The organism is Streptomyces violascens (assembly GCF_014649955.1).
Classification (GTDB): domain Bacteria; phylum Actinomycetota; class Actinomycetes; order Streptomycetales; family Streptomycetaceae; genus Streptomyces; species Streptomyces violascens.
Genome location: NZ_BMUA01000048.1, coordinates 20,052 through 36,496, shown reverse-complemented (window position 1 = coordinate 36,496; position 16,445 = coordinate 20,052). Strand labels below are relative to the sequence as shown.

Genomic DNA, 16,445 nt, shown 5'->3' with positions numbered 1-16,445 from the left:
CCCGCGCGCGGGTCCGTACCACGCTGCGCGTGGTACAAACAGTGATCGGCTTCGCCGATCACTAAAGCGCCGTTTCACGGCGCTAATAGGTTCCGCTTCGCGGAACCGTGGGCCTGCTTCGCAGGCCCTATCGGGGGTGCTGGCCGCTTCGCGGCTCTGTGATCTGGGGTTTTGGCCGCTTCGCGGCCGAAACCCGAGCCGCTTCGCGGCTTGGCTGGCTAAGAGGAGAGTCGGCTCGTCGTTCCGCTTGACCTCGAACGCGAAATCGATAAAGTCCCGTTATTCGCTCTCGCTTTTCTTTTGTGGGCCCACGCTACACTCTCGTTACTTCTTTTTCAAGAACCCTGGTCGCCTCTTTATGTTTGAGGTTTTGGTGTCTTATTCCTATTGCCCCGCAGGGGCGGGGCCCGAGGCGCGAAGCGCCTCTTAGGGGGCCCCTCCGCGCTAGCGGCTGCCCGGAGGGCAGGGTCTTTTCCGCCCCGTGGCCGAAGGCCACTCAGGGGGGCGGGTTTCGTTTATGGAACCGCGAAGCGGGGCCACGTCGGCCCGTGCCCGAAGGGCACTTCAGGGGCCGACCAGCCCGAAGGGCTGTCGATTAGCCGCGCGTTCGGGCAGAAAAAAGAGGTGGCGATTAGCGCGCCACCTCTTTTTTCTGCCTTTAATTGTTACCCGATTGCTTCTTCCCTCTCTTCCTCTTCTTCTCTGACTTCTTCCTCGAAGTGTGAGTAACCCGATGTGGTGATCTCTTCGGGGGCTACATCGTTCAGCCTTGCCAGGTGGAAGATATCCGCGAGGAGATCCCCAGCCAATTCGACAAGGCAGTCATCCGGAATGTTCAGGGTTCCGTCAGAGTAGTTCTGTCCGGTCTGCTTTCCGAAGGCTTCCAAGGCGGTCAGGGCCCAGTGTGCTCGGGTCCTATTGGCTTCTTCTGCTCCGTCGTCATAGAGGCTCACAGGTACTGACCCCATCCCCACCACGACCGGACTTCTTCGGCTGTCGTGTCTCCGTAGTTCTCGCGGAGCACGTCCTCGAACGAGGAGCCGGGAGCAGTGAGGCACACAAGTGCCGCATTTACGACTAGGTTGATTGCGTCGGTCTCCGGCTCTCCGAGGCTGAGAGAATCCAGGATGACGTCTGCACCCTGATTGATGGCATCGGAGACCTGTTCTCGGGTGAATGAAACCCGGGGGATTTTGATTCCTGCTTTTCGGGCGTCGAGGAGGCATGCGAGAGCTGCCTCGTAGTTCTCCAGTGCCATGGACTGGCCGTATGTGTTGTCCGTCGTGAGGAATTCCTCGACGGCCTCCGCCATGTCTTGGAGGGCTACAGCGGGATCGGTGGTGTAGCCGAGGATTCCCTCGGGTCCTACCGTCCAGACCTCCAAGCCATCGAGGCTGATTTCATCGACGGTGAGGATTGTTCCGCATCCGTCACACTTGAACGTTCCGTCCGGCTGCGCGCGGAATTGAGCTTCGGCGCATGAGGTGCAAATGATCGTGCTCATTGGTTTCCCTTTCTCGTTTTCGCTCTTGCGCCGGGACTACTTCTGATAGGCGGGGATTCGGGCACGAACCTCGGCGGGGTCAATGCATCCGGGGTGCCGGAATGCCGACGGAGCATTTCCGTTCCGGCCACGCAGGTGTGACCAATAGCGGGGGCCCTCCCACGAGCAGAGCCCGCAGATAACGAACCACGGGTTATCGGCGCCGGGGTACCCGGTCTTAGGCGTCCACAGGTAGGCCGTCAGTCCGGCCATGGCCACGTGCGCGGCGGCTGTGTTCCGGGGGGTGACGGGCATACGCGGGTGCAGGAGCGGGACCGGGCCGAACAGGCCGTCAGGAGCCGTGAGGCCGCTCTCGGTCTCCTGCTGTGGGGCAATCCGCCCTGCGGCGTACTCGTCGACGAGGTGACGCGCTGCAGCCTCGCTGCCGATGCTTCCTGCGGCGACGCGGACCTCGTCACTCTGTCCTGCGGCGACGGCGTACCAAGCGCCGTGCCACCTGAAAATACGGCCGAGAAAATGGCCGTCGAAACGGACCGGGTAGCGGCATTCCTGGTCGGCGTCGCCGAGCTGCGGCTCGGTGGGCATGCTGATTTCGTTCACGGAAGTGTGCCTTTCGCTTGCGTGCTTCCGGGGCGTTGCCCAGGAGGCCGCACGGCACGGCGCGTACTTTTTGGCCCGGTGCGCGCCGCAGGCGCAGGGCCAAAAACCCATTTCCCGGTGCGCGCCGAAGGCGCAGGGAAATGGGCGGTCCCGCGAAGCGGGACCGAATTGCCGGTGAACGCGCCGCAGGCGCCCGGCAATTCGCCCGGAGGGCCCGCCAGGGCCCGTAGGGCGGTGCGCGGCGTGCCGTGTGGCACCCTGGGCCACGCCCCGGAAAAAGGGCCCGTGAGGGCCGTCTGTGGCTCGCTGCGCCTTGCTTCCGTGCTGCGCCTTGCTCGTGCCGGAACGCGCCGAGGGCCTCCTCCCGGTTGTCCGGGAGGAGGCCCTCGGGTCCTCGTGTGCCTTGTCTGCCTAGCTGCTCTTGCGCTGGCCTTCCAGCATGGTGCTGATGATCAACGCCGGGGCCAGGATGACGAGCCCCGTGACGGTCAAGCTGGCACACAGTGCGAGCAGAGAGCCCGCCAGGCCACCGACCAGCATGAGCAGCGGTGGCATTCCGTCGGTGAGCGCCAGGGTCAGTAGGCCCCATCCGGCCGCCCCGGCCACCGCGGCCAGGACCAGGAACAGGAGCGCGAGCGCGCCGGTGTGATAGCCGCGGCGCGCTAGTGGGTTGACCAACCAGCCCAGTAGAGCGGGGAAGCGGGTGGGTGGGGCGCTCACGGTGGGCCCTCTCCTTCGGTCAGTAACGGGTGTCCATCATCGCGGTTCAGCGGGTGGGTGCGCCTGAGTACCTGTACCCAGCTTGTCTACGCTGCGCCCAGTGCGGCGCCTCCGCTCTCCACCCAGCGGACGACGTCACGGGCGCGGCGGCCGTCGTCGTCGAGGTCCAGGAGGACGAGGAGACTCTCCGCCAACTCGCGGGCGGTCACGGCATCCTCGCCGGTCAGGTAGCGCCACAGAACGTGGGCATTGCGGATGGCGCGGAGGGTGTCCTCTGCCGGCGCCTTGGCTTCCTGGCGCCGTTCGGCGGTCTCAATGAGGAGCTCGACCAACTCGGCGAGTTCGCCCCCTGCGCGCAGGGTGAGCCAGGCGCGCACAGTCAACACGTTGACGGTGTGCGGGTGTTGGGGGCCGTACTGCTCGGTGAGGGCGGTCTCGATGCGGTCGGCCGTGATGATGGCCTCGGCGAGAGCCCCAGCCTGTTCCTGCCTGACGAGCTGCGCCCACTGGAGGCGGTACGTCATGTCCGAGGGCAGGGGCGCGGCCCACTCGCCCGTCATGGCGGCCGGTGCCGGCGTCGGGTCACTTGCCGGTTGCGGAAGCTGCTCGGGCGGCCCGACCGGCCGGGCGGGCGGGTCCACCGCGGCCGGGTGTGCGGGGCGTTCCGCGGCTGGGGCGCGGCGGGGCGCGGGCGGTGTGGGGTGTGGCTGGTCGAGGGTGGTGACCGCGCCGTCGGGGGCCACGATCAGGTGGTAGACGATGCCGTCGGCCTCTTTGGCGGTGGCGCGGACCGGGCGGCCGTGGAAGGCGGCTTTGATCTTGATCTCGGCGAGGGCGGCGACGCGGGCCTCGTCGGGGGTGCGGCCGGCGGCGCCGTCGAGTTCTTCGCCGTCGATGGCGGCTGATCCCGAGGCGGTGAGGGTGACGGTGTAGACCGGGGTTGCCGGAATGCTGTCAGTGTTCATTGGTTCTCTTTCTCCGCCTTATCCACCCTTGGGGAAATAGGGTGGTGCCCACCCGGCGTATGTGGCGCCCCAGTTCGCTTCGATGGCGGTTGCGTCCACCACGTCAATGTATCCGGGCCTGAGGATATCGTTGCTGGCGATTTTTCCGCCACCGAGATAGACCGCGACGTGTCCGGCCCTCTGGCTCGTCTCCCAGTACATCAGTGCGCCCGGAGGTGGGTTTCGATCCTTGTCATGTTTGAAGGCTGGCGGCATTTCTCGGTAATGGTCTATCGCGTACGTGGTTCCACTGAAACTCCACCCATAGGTTCTGGCTACGAATGCCAGGCACGCGCGGTACCAGTCTCGGCCGCCGACGGTGGCCTGATTCCGGGCCCATGCGATGGCATCCGCGGTGCTGCGCGGATTCACGACTTCACTCGACCACGGAGCGTTGCCGTCGTGGAACGGCGCTCCGGGCTTGCCGCCGTTGCTGGGCTTGCCCTCGGCGTCTGGAAAGCACTCGCCGTCAGCCCGGGGCCCGGTGGTCGCTCCGCCCTTGTCGTCGTCCGGGGTTCCGGTGCCGGCGGCCGTGGCGCCGGTGTCCTGGCCTCCCTGGCCGGGGCGGTCGAGGTCGATGGACGCCTCTTGGGCGATCTGGTGGGCTGCGTCCTGCTGTCCGAGGTAGAGGTCGAGATAGCGGTCGTCCGGCCTCTGCACTTTACGGACGATGGTTTTGATGTCCATGGATTCCCAGCCTTTGACGTCGACCAGGCCGGGCGGGTCATGGTCTTTTTTGTCACCGAAGAAAAACATTCCGGCGGCGTATTTGGGGTCCATGATTTGCTCTTTGGTGCCCCAGCCTGACGACGGGCGCTGTTGGAACAGTCCGACGGAATCCCTGTCCCCATGATCCAGATTGAGGAGAGTTGATTCCTGTAGGGCCGTGACCAGGGCAAGAAATGTTGCCCTGCCCGAAAGGCCCCCGGCGCTTGCCACCTGATCAATGATTTTTGCGTTGGCTATCTGGTCTTTGCGCATCTGTGCGCCGGGCGCCTGCCCCTGCTGCGGTGTGCCGACGTCGCCGAGGTCTGCCCCGGGCTGTCCGCGGCCCCCGCAGGAGTCCGCGAACGCCTTCCCTCCCATCCCTGCCCCGAACAGGCCGACGATCAGAAGGAAGATGACGAACAGGACGGCCGCGATCGCGGCGGCTTTGAGGCCGAGGGCCCGGCCCGCGACCTTGGCCGCGGTCCGGATGGCGTCGGTTGCCTCCACTACAGCCCCAGAATCCGGGACACGTGCCACGCCGTTCCGGTGCTGTTGCTCAACTCCAGTTGCAGCGTGGTCTGTTCGCTGTACCGCTTGTAGCCCTCGACATTGACCGTGGCCTCGACCCTGCGCCACACGCGGAGCGGGGAATCGGTCGGGAGACCGGTGTCGGCCGCTCCCACCTTGACCGCGCCGACGGTCGCCACACCGCCGTTCGACACGAGCCGGTCCCACCCCGGATCGTTGGAGCTCCCGAGGTTCTCCGTGAGCCCAGGAGTCATGTACGGGGCGGCTCGCAGTACTGAGGCACCGTGGTCGCCGTCGACTGGCGGGTTACGCGTGAGGTAGGCGCGGATCATCTGCTCGGCCACCGTGTTGGCGTTGCTCAGGTCGACGGCCACGGACGGGCTCGGCGAGGGGCGTCCAGGGCCCGAACTGGACGGCGCAGAGCCCTTGTTGTCCCCTGCGGCCGGGGCCGCGGAAACCGTGGCCGCCGCCTTGGGCCGGTCGTGGCTGGCACCCCGGAGATCCGGCCACAGGAACCGGGCCCCGAGGCCGACGCCGAGGATCAGGGCAACGATGATCAGCGCACCGGCCGGGCGGATGGGGTCACGCCTGCGCTCCGCCTTGACCCACTCCTTGGTGCGGCGCCGGACGTCCTCCCGGTGATCCCGCTTGCGCCCCCTGCGGCCCCGCCACCCGCTTTTGCGGATCTCCTCGGGGTAGTTCCAGCTATTGAGGATCTCGCGCCATTCCTGGGGCGTGCGCTCCTCGTCGTCGTGCTGCTTGGCCATGAGTCATCACCCCTTCTGGGTCGGGCGCGGAGCCGGGAGCGCGGCGCGGCGCGCGGGCGCAACGGCCCTGGGCGGCGGCGGCGCTGTAGGACGGCGCGGCGGAGGCGGGTTGGGCGTGCTGCGGATGACGGTCGCCTGAATCCGCCTCGGCTCGCCCGGTACACGAGGCGGCGGGGCCTGGCGGAAAGCCTGGTTGGGGGCCGTGCTGGACTCCGGGCGCAGCACGGCCGAGGGGAGGGCGCGCTCCTGTGCGGTGCCTGCCCCGGTGGGCAGGGCAGGGCGGCGGGGCGGGGGCGGAGTGGTGGCCGCGGTCTTGTCGAGGCGTGCACCCCGCTCGATGGTGGCCGCCGCACGGCCGGTGCCGGCGGGGAGCGCCGGGCCCATGTCGCCCGCCGGTAGCGGCTTGGGGGCTGGGGGCCTTTGCGGGACGCGGGTGACGGTGGCGCTGTGTCCCGCGCCTGCGAATCCGCCGCCGCCCGGGGGCAGCGGGAAGCGGCCTCCGCCGCCCCCGCCTCCACCACCGCCGCCGCCCCCGCCTCCGGAGGGAGTGGGCCGTGTGCGTACGGGCTGGTAGTCGTGGCCGCCGAGGAGCTTGCCGGCGGCGCCGCCCTTGCCGCCGAGCATCTTCGCGGCGAGCATGCCGCCGAGCATGCCGCCGGAGGTTCCGGATACGCCGACGATCTGCGCGATGATTCCCCTGAATTTGAGGGCAACGATTGCGGCGGCGATCGAAAGGCCGGAGGTGGGCAGCCACCCGTATTCGCCGAACATTTGCGTGGTGGCTGTCTGAATCGTGAGCACGCACCCCAGGACGAGTGTCGCAATCATTGATTCAAGGGTTCGCGCGAGTAGTTGGTCAAACCATGCCAGACCCCATTGGCGGGGCCTTCCTGGGATAACCCACAGGCACGCAAAGAATACCCCGGCAACGAGGAGCATGAGCGCGCCGAGGAGGCTCGCCAGTGAGGTAAAGGCGAGCATGAGAACGATAGCCGCGAACAGAATCACGCTGAGGAGTGCTGGCAGAACGACCATGATTCTGCCGACCGGCGAATGCCCCGCCCTCCACTTCTTCGACGCTTCGCCCACGGTCTCGTTCTTGACGTTCTTCTGGAGGTACTCTTTCCTCTTGTCCTTGTCCGCCCCCTGATCCAACACGTCTTTTCCGTATTTCTTGCAGGCCTCGAAGCTGCCGAATTCCGCGACACACCAGGGGGTGGCGACATAAGAGCGCCATACCGCGTCAGACGATTTGCGGAGCATGTCGTCGCGGCCGTTCCCGGTGAACTGCGGTTTGTGGTCCAGCTTGAACGGGAAATCGCCCGACCCGTCGCCGAGCCCGGCCGCAGTGGCGTTCATGGTGACCGAGGCGCCCACCTGCCGAGTGCTGTCGATTCCGTCGACCCATGCCTGAGGGCTGGTCAGGAGGGAAACCGACACTACTCCGGAGAGAAACACCCACATGACTTGGCTGAGCCCTCCGCCCCCGCCGCCGCCTTCCCGGTTCTTGGCGAATGCGACGAGGCCACCGGCGCACAGGGCCGCGGGGAGGAGCGTCTCGGTCAGGCCCTTAGCGGCGCCGCCGATTGATTTCGTGACGGCGTTTTCCAGGGCCGGAATGGTGGTGAGCTGGAAAATCCACTGCACGATGATTACGGCTGCCTGCGCAATGACGGCCGTGAGCGCCATGCAAATATCGGCGATGGATTCGGCCATCGGGTCGAGGAAGTCCCATTTCCCGAAGTCGGAATCGAGCTGCCATTCGTTCGTATTGCTGTACGTCTCGTACAGCGTGCCCTGTCCCTTGGGGATTTTGGAGTCGGGCGAGGGCATGAGGTCGCCGATACCGACCGGGTCAATATCGGCGGCATGGGCGGGCCCTGCCATGACCATGAGCGTCACGTACAGGAAGAGCAGCGGAATCGCGAGATTCCGCATTCGAGGCATTCTCAGGACGAGCATTTATCCCCCCAGTGCGGCAAGGACGGGGGAGCCGTGTCCCTCGTCGCCCGCCTGTACGTCCTCGTATTGGTCGACCCGCCAGGTTCCGCCCTCGTCCACCAGGCGCAGCGCGTTGCGTGAGGTGGTGGGCGGCTTGCCGGGCCACGTCACGGTGTAGGTGACAAGGGCCCCCCACCCGGCCGGATGGTCTCCGGCTGCCGGCGCCTTGACGAGGTCGGCGGCCGAGGCGGTGACGGGGCCGGTGTCGGCGCGGTCGGGTCCCCCGGTGGTGTGGGTTGCCCTCGGCTTGGGGGTTGACCCGTCGGCATAGCGCGGGGGATCGGCCTCGGGCGTGGGAGTGCTCGACGTCCCGGGCGAGGGGGTGCTCGCGGTGCTCGCCTTGATGCAGTCCTCGACCGATCCGCCGCGCAGCCGTGCCGTACTCAGGCCGCAGGCGGCCCGCCAGTCCTGCCGGAGGGCTGCCTCCTGATAGCTGCGGGCCGTCTGGATCACGGCCGCCCTGGTGTCGGGTGTGCTCGCCGAGGGGGCTGGGGCCCCGTGGTCCTGGCGGTCACTGTCGTGTGAGGAGCAGCCGGACGCGAGGAGGAGCGTCGCAGCGAGTCCGGCCGCCGCGGTGGATGTGCGCACGATCTTGGTCATGGTCATACACCCGCCTTTTCCAGGGGGACGCCGTCGGCCTGGTCCTGGTCCTCGAACGCCTTCGGCGAGGTGTCGAGCATGTCCGCCAACTCCTGTGAGGGAATGTCGAATTGGACAGTGGCAGCGGCGAAACGGCGATCGCGGGCGATGCAGTGCCCGTGCCGGATCTCGCCGTCCGGCAGAAGACCAACTCTCTGGATCAGGGCGCGGGTGTGCTCGCCCTTGGGCAGGCCGAGCAGCTCGCCCATCGCGTCCTGTTGCTCCTTGGTGGTGAGCTGGAACCCGAACACGGTGGTCAACTGCTCGACAACGCCCACGAGTTTGATGAAGGACTCGCAGTCCTGGGTGTCCAGGAGGAGGCTCGTTTGCAGGGCGCGGCCGACGCGGGCGATGTAGCCGAGGAACCCTTGGCCCTGGCGGGTTGCGGTCAGAACGTGGACTTCGGGCACTGCAACAATTTTTCGCAGTCCGCGCAGGTCACGGCGTCCGGCGGTAGTCACGCCGTAGGCGAGCATGCTGTGCATAAGGGCAACAGACTGCCGCTGAATGGGCGTCCATTCGGGCTCGGGCGTCTCGATCGTGGGCAGCTTGAGGCCGGGCATCTGCACCACCCAGATTCCCGGGGTCGGGGCGAGCGGCTCTGTCTCGCCGGTGGGGCGGCCCATGAAGGGGCTGCCCAACGCGTTCTTGCTGATCTCGAACAGTGCCTCACCGGTCTCCCGGGCGAGCTTGTCGTCCTGCTTCCGCAGGTACTCGATCACCTGCCAGGTAGCGGGACGCTCGCCCCGCTCGACGGCCTGCGCGATCACGGCGTTGGTGGCTCGGGTGATCGGTGTCTCGGCGCCCGCGGCCCGCAGGTGGGGCGGGCACACGATCGTGAGCTGTGCCGGCACCTCCACCTGTGCGATCTCTGTTCCCTCACGGTCCAGGAGGGTGAACAGGTCGGCGGCACCGGCGAACTTGGGCCCGGTCTCGATCAGATGGGCATTGAGTCCGTAGTGGCGAGCAGCCGTGACCAAGCCCCCCATGTCGCCCTTGAAATCCAGCAGGAGGGCGTACGAGCCGCGGAATCCCGCGTCCAGGAGGCTGACCATCATGGCCGTGGACTTGCCCCGGCCGGACCTGCCGACGTACGCCGTTGTCGTGGCGTCGCCCCTGTCGCTGCCCGCGGTGACGTCGTTCCGGAACACCCCCTGCGTGCTTCCGGTGAGGTACCCGATGATGGGGCCCTGGTCGTCGCCGACCTTGGCGCCGCCCCACCACCAGGACCCGGCGAGCGCGGTCACGTCCCGTGTGTGCCCCAGGTCCGGCACGCGGAGTTGGTCGCCGGGCTGCGACTCCAGCCACAATTCCCGCTGTTCCTCCTCCCCGACGATGACCTCGATCCCGATACCGCCGTAGAAGGTGACCACCGCGTCGATCTGGGCGCGCAGGTCGTCGAGTGACTCGGTACTCGTGACGACGAGCCGCGGGTGGTCCTCAACGAGGGTGACGTCCTCACGCGACAGGTCGCGCTTGAGCTGCGCCATCCTGCCTTCGGTCTCCTCGATGTCGAGCCCGGGGTCCTCGGCGGACTGCTTCGCGGCGGACTTGCGCTGTTCCTTGGCCGCACGTCGCTGGTCGTCGACCTTCTTTCGGGCCTCCTTCTTGTGCAACACCCGGAACCTGACAGAGGCTTCGGGGCTGACCGGGAGTATCAGGCTGGACGGGTCCATGTCCTCGGGGAGGTCCTCGTCGACCTCCGGCACGTAATTGATCTCGGAGAGGACGCGCAGCCACTCACCGTTGCCCGGAACCTCCATCTCGGAGGGGAACCCGGTCATGGCGAGGACCGCGACCCATGCCGCGGTGTTGCCGTCGGTGTCGAGCACGCGCAGGTGATCGGGGTAGGGCAGAATGCGGCCCCTGGTCAACCCGGCCAGTTTGGCCCCGCTGATCGTCCCGGCGGTGGCGGCCGGGAGGGACGCGGCGCGGTGCTGCTCGCGGGAGATCGTCCACGCGAGCATTTCGACGCTCGCGGGCTGTGCCTTCCACGGGGTGGCTTCGAGGCGCCGGCCGAGGCGGCGCATCACCGCGTCCAGCCGGGCCAGTTCGCGGGACGAGACCGCTGTCGAGGAGATCCCGAGAGCCTCCTGGCCCCGCCCGCTGAGCTTCGCGGTCTGTCCGGTGCGTTCGGTGAGCCGGACTCCGAGCAGGAGGTGACGGGCCGGTAGCCCGATCTGTTCGAGGCGCCTGACCCGCAGGTCGGCCCACTCCCGCCATTTCCCGGCGCTGAACAACGTCTCTGCCTCGGCGAGGTAGTCCTCGGCGTGCAGAGGGGACCACAGAACACGCAGGTGGCAGTCATAGCCGACGAGAGTGCGCGCGAGGGCGCTCACCGCCTGGTCCAACTCGCCATCCCGGGCGGTCGGGTCCATAAGATCGGTGTTGGACGAGTCGAGGATGTACCAGGCCTCTGCGTGGGACGTCGTCACGATCAGACCGTCCGCGAGGGCGACATACTCCGCGGGCGGCGCGCTTCTGTCACCGCCCACGCCGAGGAACGTCCCGATCCGCTGAATCACACTCATGCGTCCCCCTCGTTCTCGTTGCGGTGTGCTTTGCGACCGTGGGCACGGGCCACGGCATCCGGGCCGTACAGCCGCGGCCGGGCGGCCAGGTGAATCGGGGCCCCGGCCCCGGCCGGTACGTCCTTGTCCCCGAGCCACCGCTCGACGAGACCGCCGAGCGCAGCCGACCGCGCGAGCGTCTGCGTCTTGCTCTCCCACCGGGCGCGGCGGCCCAGCCATTCGCTCCGGGTGGCCGCGCGACGGCCGCCGTTGATGACGGGCCGGTGGCCGAGGACGAGGTAGCGGACCGTCAGAGACCAATTGGTGATGTTCCATCGCCGGTCGGTACGGCGGGATCGCTGCACGCCGTACACGACGGTGACGAGCGGCGGCAGGATGTAGAGGGTCGCCGTGAACCGTGAGGGCAACCCGAGGAGCAGGAGCAGGGCCCCGTCCCACACCACATACAGCGCCATCCCGAGGAGGAGGGCGCGGCGCGGGATGCCCTCGCCGAGGTCCATTCCCAGAATCTCGTGTTGCCGCGTCTCGATGCGGAAGTGCTCGGTGTAGGTCTGTCCCAGGCGCATGTCAGGCCGACCCGCTGACCTTGTCCCACACCCCGGTGAGTACGACCTTCACGCCGTCCGGCACCCACACCAGGGCGCCGACGAACACGGCCATGACCGCCAGCGTGATCATTTTTCCGTAGTCGTCTTTGATGAAGCACCCGATGGCCCTCACCGCCAGGAACGCCATGAAAACGTTTCCGGCGACAATCAAAATCCAGTTCTTGAGCTCGGCTCCGGTAGTCAGCGCCAAGACGTGCACGGGGATTCCCCCTTATTTCGTTCGGTGGTTGGCAGGATGACCAGGCGTATGACGGGCACTCATACTCGGTGAGCTGGACACATGTCCGTCAGGACGTGCCGCCGCGTACGGCGGTGACTTGCCACCGCTGGGCATCCGCAGTGCTCACCCGGGTGAGCTCCACCCGGTAGGTCTGGGAGATCGAGGCGTTGCCGATCGTCCAGGTGACAAGGGCCGTTCCGGTGCGGTCGTCGCCGGTGCCGGCGTCGGCCGTCCAGGAGTCGAGGCTCTTGAATTTCACTCCGTCGGGGAGCGGAGGAACCGAGGCACCGGGCGCGGTGACGGCATCGACATCGCCGCCTCCGGCGTACGCGGCCAGGAACTTGGACACGACGGTTTGCGTTGCGGCGGACAGATCGGCGTCGGGCTTGGGGATGGTCAACTCCGGTCCCTTGGGGCCGGACTTGGGGATGCCGACGAGGCCGGGCCTTCCCGAGACGATGACCCGGCCGCCGGTTTCGACCACTGGCACATCGAGGCCGACCCATCGGGCCGGGGACTCGGGCGCCGGAGCCTTGCCGTCGGGTGACGGCAAGACGGGGCGGATCAGGACATCGACCCGTACCCGGGCCTGATGCTGGGTGCCGGGGGTGACCGTGCCCGGCTGCACCGCTAGTACGTCCTGGCGACCGTGTCCGTCCCATCCCATGCCGGTGTCCGAGTCAGCGGGCAGCACGGCGGCCAGGAGCGCGGCGCGGTCGGCGGTCTTGGCCTCGTCCCATCCGAGGTAGGCGCGCGAGAAACGCGCCGCCACGGCCTGGGCGTCGGCGGTCGGGTAGGTGGGGCCGGTGGCGGAGGGAGCGGGCGGCGGTGTGGCCGCCTTGGGCGGGATGAACCAGGACCGCACTCCGGTGATCACGGCGAGGCCAAGCACGGTAAACAGGAGGCCACGGCCGAACCGCCGCGCGACGACAGTCCCCTTCTTCTCCTCGTGCTGCACCCATGGTGTCCGGGAGGCAGTGGAGGAGGGCGCCGGGCGGGGAACCGTGGTGGTCTGCCCGCGCAGTTCGGCGCCTGCGCTCTCCCAGGGGTTCGAGGCCGGACGGCCGACGGACGGCGCGGGCGCAGCGGACGGCGCGGGCGCAGCGGGCGCATTGCCGGTCTTGCTTTCTGGTTCTGGCAGACCGGCAATTTTCCGGAACACCGTGGCAATCGTTGGCATCCCTACACCTCCCCCGAAGTCGGCCCAGTGGGCGCATGATCAGCGACCCTATGCGCCGTCATGATCAGCGTCAAAGAAGTTCGCACGGCATGTGTCCCCGTCAACTCCCGTACGTGGCTTGATCGGTGGCATTTCGGCCACCGATGATCAAGGGCGCTAGAGTGCGGCCCACAGTGCTGAACGATGCGGGGGACGCCGACGGTGCGCATACGCCGTGACGCGCTGCGGGAACTGCGTTCCCGCAGCCGGATGACTCAAGAGGATGTGGCCGCGGCCCTGGGCACCTCACGCGCCGCAGTCTCGACGTGGGAGACGACCGGGAAATTCCCCCGGCCTGCCACACTCCGCAATCTCGCGTTCCTCTTTGGCGTTCCCGCATTCGCTCTGATCGAGGCCGACGCCCTGACATTGCGAGTTCTCCGCATGGTGGCCGGGCTGCGTCAGCGCGATATTGCCGACCGTCTCGGGGTGCGCGCGTCCACCTATTGCGACGTGGAGCGAGGGCGCCGGACTCTTCCCAGGCGCTGGATTCCCATACTGTCCAGAGCATTCGGAGTCCCCTCGGAGATAATCAACAACTTACCCGGCTCTCCGGTGCACAAAGGCGGCTACAGCACGGAATAGCCACCCGCGCTGCAGCCGCCTTTTTCATTACCCCCTACGAGGCCTGACAGAACCCCTGCCAGGCTGCCGCGCATTTACGCTGGATCGCATCAATAGACGTTCCGGCACCTCCGTAGAGAATCACCCCGAGGGGCTCATCCCGAATGGACACCATTTTGTACAGGGTCTGCACGTGCGGGGCGATGTCTTTCAAGAGGGTGTTTGCCTGGTTGTTGTCGAGAGGCGGGATCGGCCACCGCATATGCCAACCCGCGCCGACGAGAGCGGGTGCCGTCTCGGCGTATTCATCAGCACCGTAGACGGAAAGGGTTCCGTACATGAGGTCCACCGAAACGAATACCGCCCGATGCCCCTTCAGGTCACTTCCCCCGTGCGTGAGGAGTTTTACCGTCCGGTCGAAGTCACCCATTACTCGCCCCTTCTGGCTGTGCCGGTTGCGACTCCTTGCGGGAGCCAGGGGCGGGGTTCTCCTCCTGCCAGCGGTGCCATTCGGCCAGCCATGTGGTGAGCTCTTCCTTGCTGTAGAAAGTGGTCTGTCCGTTGCTGATACCCCCGGGCCGTTCGATACCGCGGTCCTCACCGCGCTTGAAGTATTTGCGGGTGGTCTGCGGTTTCCACGGGAGAATCCCCTCTTCGTACGCCTCGGCGAGGCTGTACGTCTCAGGGAGGGCGGCCTCCTCAGGATCGGCCGGAGCTGCCGGCAGGGCTGCGGGGCCTGTCGCGGCATCCGTCGCGCCGCCTGGCGCGGGGAGGGCTGTCGCGTCCTGTGAGCTGGGCGGACCCCCCGTGACCCCCGGGCGTGCGGCGGACGCGACACCCGCGAACGCGACCGGGGCGAACTTACCGCCCGGCAGGAACTGGGCCGTGGCCGCGATCTCGTTGACCTCCGCGAGGATCTCGTCCGTGATCCACGGCGCCATTTCCCCGCGGTCGAACCACGCGGGCGCCTGCGGGCACTGTGCGAGGTATTCGGCAACGTACGGCGTGATGTAACTCGGTTGGATCTCCCGCACATACAGGTAGTCCGCTTCCGGGTCCTTGCGCTTGTCAGAGTAGGCGCCCCGGCCCTTGATCTCGGTATCGAATCCGAGTACCGGCGTGTTCTGCCCGAAAGCGACACCCCACGAAACGCGGTCCTGCTGCCCGACGGCGATACGGGTCCCGATCTGCGCCCGCTCCATCGTGCCGCCGAAATAGGCGTTCGCGAATTGCTGCGTTCCGACCACCACACGGTGATTCGAGGAGCGGCCCTGAAGGAGAATGATTCCGAGCCAGTCCAGGAAAGGCGGAGTCCCCTTGCCTTTCAGCCCGTAGCGCCACCACGTGTAGGCCAATTTGATAAGGGTCGGAAGCTCGTCCACAACGAGTGTCCTCGGCACAAGCTGACGACGGACACTCTCGTCTGCACCCTTTTCCGCTGCCGCTTCAGCGGCCATCATAGACGCCAGGAACTCGGCGAACGCAGCGATGCACTCGCGCACCGACTTGTGAATTCGGACGCCCGAATATCCCTCCGCCATGGCGAGGCTATTGCGCTTGGTGTCGAGGATGTCGATCAGCTCGCCATTCTGGCGTCCGTGCACCACCGGGATATATAGCACGGTGGATTTCCCGGAACCGGTGTCACCCGCCACACCCCAGTGCGGGGTAGCGGTCTGCGTCTGAACAATCGCATCAACAATCTCGTACCCCTCGACCGTGAGGCCGACGAATACCATGCGCGGGTCGCCAGTGGATTTCCACGGAACGGACTCAGGGAGAACCGGCCTTTCCCTCGGCTTGGGCTTCGGCGTCCAGGCGACGTAATGCTCTTTCCCGGTGCGTTCCCAGTCCGAGACCCATTCCCCGGCGACTCTCTCCTCGACGACGCGCTCGACCGCCGCCACCGCCTCAGGGCCGCCCACCCATTTCGCTGGGAGCCGCAGCACAATGCGGGCGTCGTCGGCCGTGATGTCGTCAGGGACGGACAGCCACCGTGCGCGGCGCTCGTCGTCTTCCAGCCGCAAAGCTTGGCGGAAAACCACCCATAGGCCGGGGCCGTAAACCTGCCCATAGGTCCATACCGGGGTCGTCTTCCACCATCCCAGCCCGGCCGGACTCGTGAGAGCCGCGACAACTGCCGCCCCCGCAACGGCAATTAGCGCGAGCTGCGTAGCGGCAGGAAAACGCCACCACCCCCAGGCAATGCCGAATGGCGCGAGCCGCGCCGCACAGCGCGCGGCATACGGCCACCGGTGCCAAATCCGCAGCACGCGCCCTATCCCCGCGAGCGCCCCGTACAACAGGCGCACAGGGGCCGTGACGGCACGCGCCACCCGCCGCGCACGGCCGGGCGCGGGGGTCTTATCGAAGGAGACCCCGGGTGCCGGCGCGGCGCCGAGCTGCTCGACCGGGGTCTCTGTTTTCTGGTCATCGGGCAGCGGCGCACCGGCCGCCCACCACGTGGCCTCGCTGCGCGGCACGCCGTTGAGCTCGCGGCCGGACAGGTACCGGCCGACCCCGGCGGCGATGCCGCCGAGGGTCTCCTCAATCTTCTTGTTGAACTCCGCCCGCTCAGCCGGGGTGCCCTGGTTGGCGAGGACCGCCACGACGGCGAGGCAGGCGAACAGGCCGCCGCCGGCGAGGCCGAGCCATCCGCCGGGAACGCTGTTGGGCAGATCCGTGAGTCTCGGGATCGCTAGGTGCACTCCTCCCCCTCTCTCTGCTCGGCACCGCTATGCGGCGCGGTGCCGGTGCCGTCCTTGATCCTCGCTCACGGGCGAGACATTCGGGGGAGCCGTTTTCCTGCACCACCCACAGAGGCGGCGCTGA

At 67.3% G+C, this 16,445-nt stretch carries 16 protein-coding genes; 1 reads left to right on the top strand and 15 read right to left on the bottom strand.

The window, feature by feature from the left end; translation table 11 throughout:
* Positions 1 to 665: 665 nt before the first annotated feature.
* From IE206_RS40605 to IE206_RS40545, 13 genes are all read right to left on the bottom strand, one after another.
* Positions 666 to 953, bottom strand: a complete 288-nt coding sequence (locus tag IE206_RS40605; RefSeq protein WP_189971543.1) for a hypothetical protein — start codon at positions 951 to 953, stop codon at positions 666 to 668.
* On the bottom strand, positions 950 to 1,504 hold the full coding sequence (locus tag IE206_RS40600; RefSeq protein WP_189971541.1) for a hypothetical protein: 555 nt from the start codon (positions 1,502 to 1,504) through the stop codon (positions 950 to 952). The genes IE206_RS40605 and IE206_RS40600 overlap by 4 nt, the downstream gene beginning before the upstream one ends.
* 36 nt (positions 1,505 to 1,540) lie before the next feature.
* The gene (locus IE206_RS40595) at positions 1,541 to 2,104 is read right to left on the bottom strand and encodes a hypothetical protein (RefSeq protein ID WP_189971539.1); all 564 of its coding nucleotides are present in this window, start codon (positions 2,102 to 2,104) and stop codon (positions 1,541 to 1,543) included.
* 411 nt (positions 2,105 to 2,515) lie between these two features.
* Entirely contained in the window at positions 2,516 to 2,824 is a 309-nt protein-coding gene (locus IE206_RS40590) for a hypothetical protein (protein WP_189971537.1), read from the bottom strand.
* An 86-nt stretch (positions 2,825 to 2,910) separates the two neighbouring features.
* Positions 2,911 to 3,789, bottom strand: a complete 879-nt coding sequence (locus tag IE206_RS40585; protein WP_189971535.1) for a hypothetical protein — start codon at positions 3,787 to 3,789, stop codon at positions 2,911 to 2,913.
* Between the two features lie 18 nt (positions 3,790 to 3,807).
* Entirely contained in the window at positions 3,808 to 5,043 is a 1,236-nt protein-coding gene (locus IE206_RS40580) for a C40 family peptidase (RefSeq protein ID WP_189971533.1), read from the bottom strand.
* Entirely contained in the window at positions 5,043 to 5,831 is a 789-nt protein-coding gene (locus tag IE206_RS40575; RefSeq protein WP_189971531.1) for a hypothetical protein, read from the bottom strand. The genes IE206_RS40580 and IE206_RS40575 overlap by 1 nt, the downstream gene beginning before the upstream one ends.
* 6 nt (positions 5,832 to 5,837) lie before the next feature.
* On the bottom strand, positions 5,838 to 7,769 hold the full coding sequence (locus IE206_RS40570; RefSeq protein WP_189971529.1) for a hypothetical protein: 1,932 nt from the start codon (positions 7,767 to 7,769) through the stop codon (positions 5,838 to 5,840).
* A 24-nt stretch (positions 7,770 to 7,793) separates the two neighbouring features.
* Positions 7,794 to 8,438, bottom strand: coding sequence for a hypothetical protein (locus IE206_RS40565; RefSeq protein ID WP_189971527.1), 645 nt, complete (start codon positions 8,436 to 8,438; stop codon positions 7,794 to 7,796).
* Positions 8,435 to 11,002: an ATP-binding protein gene (locus IE206_RS40560; protein ID WP_189971525.1), complete on the bottom strand. Its 2,568-nt coding sequence runs from the start codon at positions 11,000 to 11,002 to the stop codon at positions 8,435 to 8,437. The genes IE206_RS40565 and IE206_RS40560 overlap by 4 nt, the downstream gene beginning before the upstream one ends.
* Positions 10,999 to 11,568 carry a hypothetical protein gene (locus IE206_RS40555; RefSeq protein WP_189971523.1) on the bottom strand — a complete coding sequence of 190 codons (570 nt, stop codon included), beginning with the start codon at positions 11,566 to 11,568 and terminating at the stop codon, positions 10,999 to 11,001. The genes IE206_RS40560 and IE206_RS40555 overlap by 4 nt, the downstream gene beginning before the upstream one ends.
* Position 11,569: 1 nt before the next feature.
* The gene (locus tag IE206_RS40550; RefSeq protein WP_229853379.1) at positions 11,570 to 11,809 is read right to left on the bottom strand and encodes a hypothetical protein; all 240 of its coding nucleotides are present in this window, start codon (positions 11,807 to 11,809) and stop codon (positions 11,570 to 11,572) included.
* Between the two features lie 88 nt (positions 11,810 to 11,897).
* The gene (locus IE206_RS40545) at positions 11,898 to 12,707 is read right to left on the bottom strand and encodes a conjugal transfer protein (protein ID WP_189971521.1); all 810 of its coding nucleotides are present in this window, start codon (positions 12,705 to 12,707) and stop codon (positions 11,898 to 11,900) included.
* Between the two features lie 486 nt (positions 12,708 to 13,193).
* On the opposite strand from IE206_RS40545, the gene IE206_RS43780 reads away from it, so the two are divergent.
* Positions 13,194 to 13,634, top strand: a complete 441-nt coding sequence (locus IE206_RS43780) for a helix-turn-helix domain-containing protein (protein ID WP_373301068.1) — start codon at positions 13,194 to 13,196, stop codon at positions 13,632 to 13,634.
* A gap of 34 nt (positions 13,635 to 13,668) precedes the next feature.
* On the opposite strand, the gene IE206_RS40535 is transcribed toward IE206_RS43780, so the two are convergent.
* Both IE206_RS40535 and IE206_RS40530 read right to left on the bottom strand, forming a co-directional pair.
* A complete protein-coding gene (locus IE206_RS40535) occupies positions 13,669 to 14,043 on the bottom strand; it encodes a hypothetical protein (protein ID WP_189971517.1) in 375 nt (124 codons plus the stop codon).
* The gene (locus tag IE206_RS40530; protein WP_189971515.1) at positions 14,036 to 16,321 is read right to left on the bottom strand and encodes a type IV secretory system conjugative DNA transfer family protein; all 2,286 of its coding nucleotides are present in this window, start codon (positions 16,319 to 16,321) and stop codon (positions 14,036 to 14,038) included. Before IE206_RS40530 ends, IE206_RS40535 begins: the two co-directional genes overlap by 8 nt.
* Positions 16,322 to 16,445 lie beyond the last annotated feature (124 nt).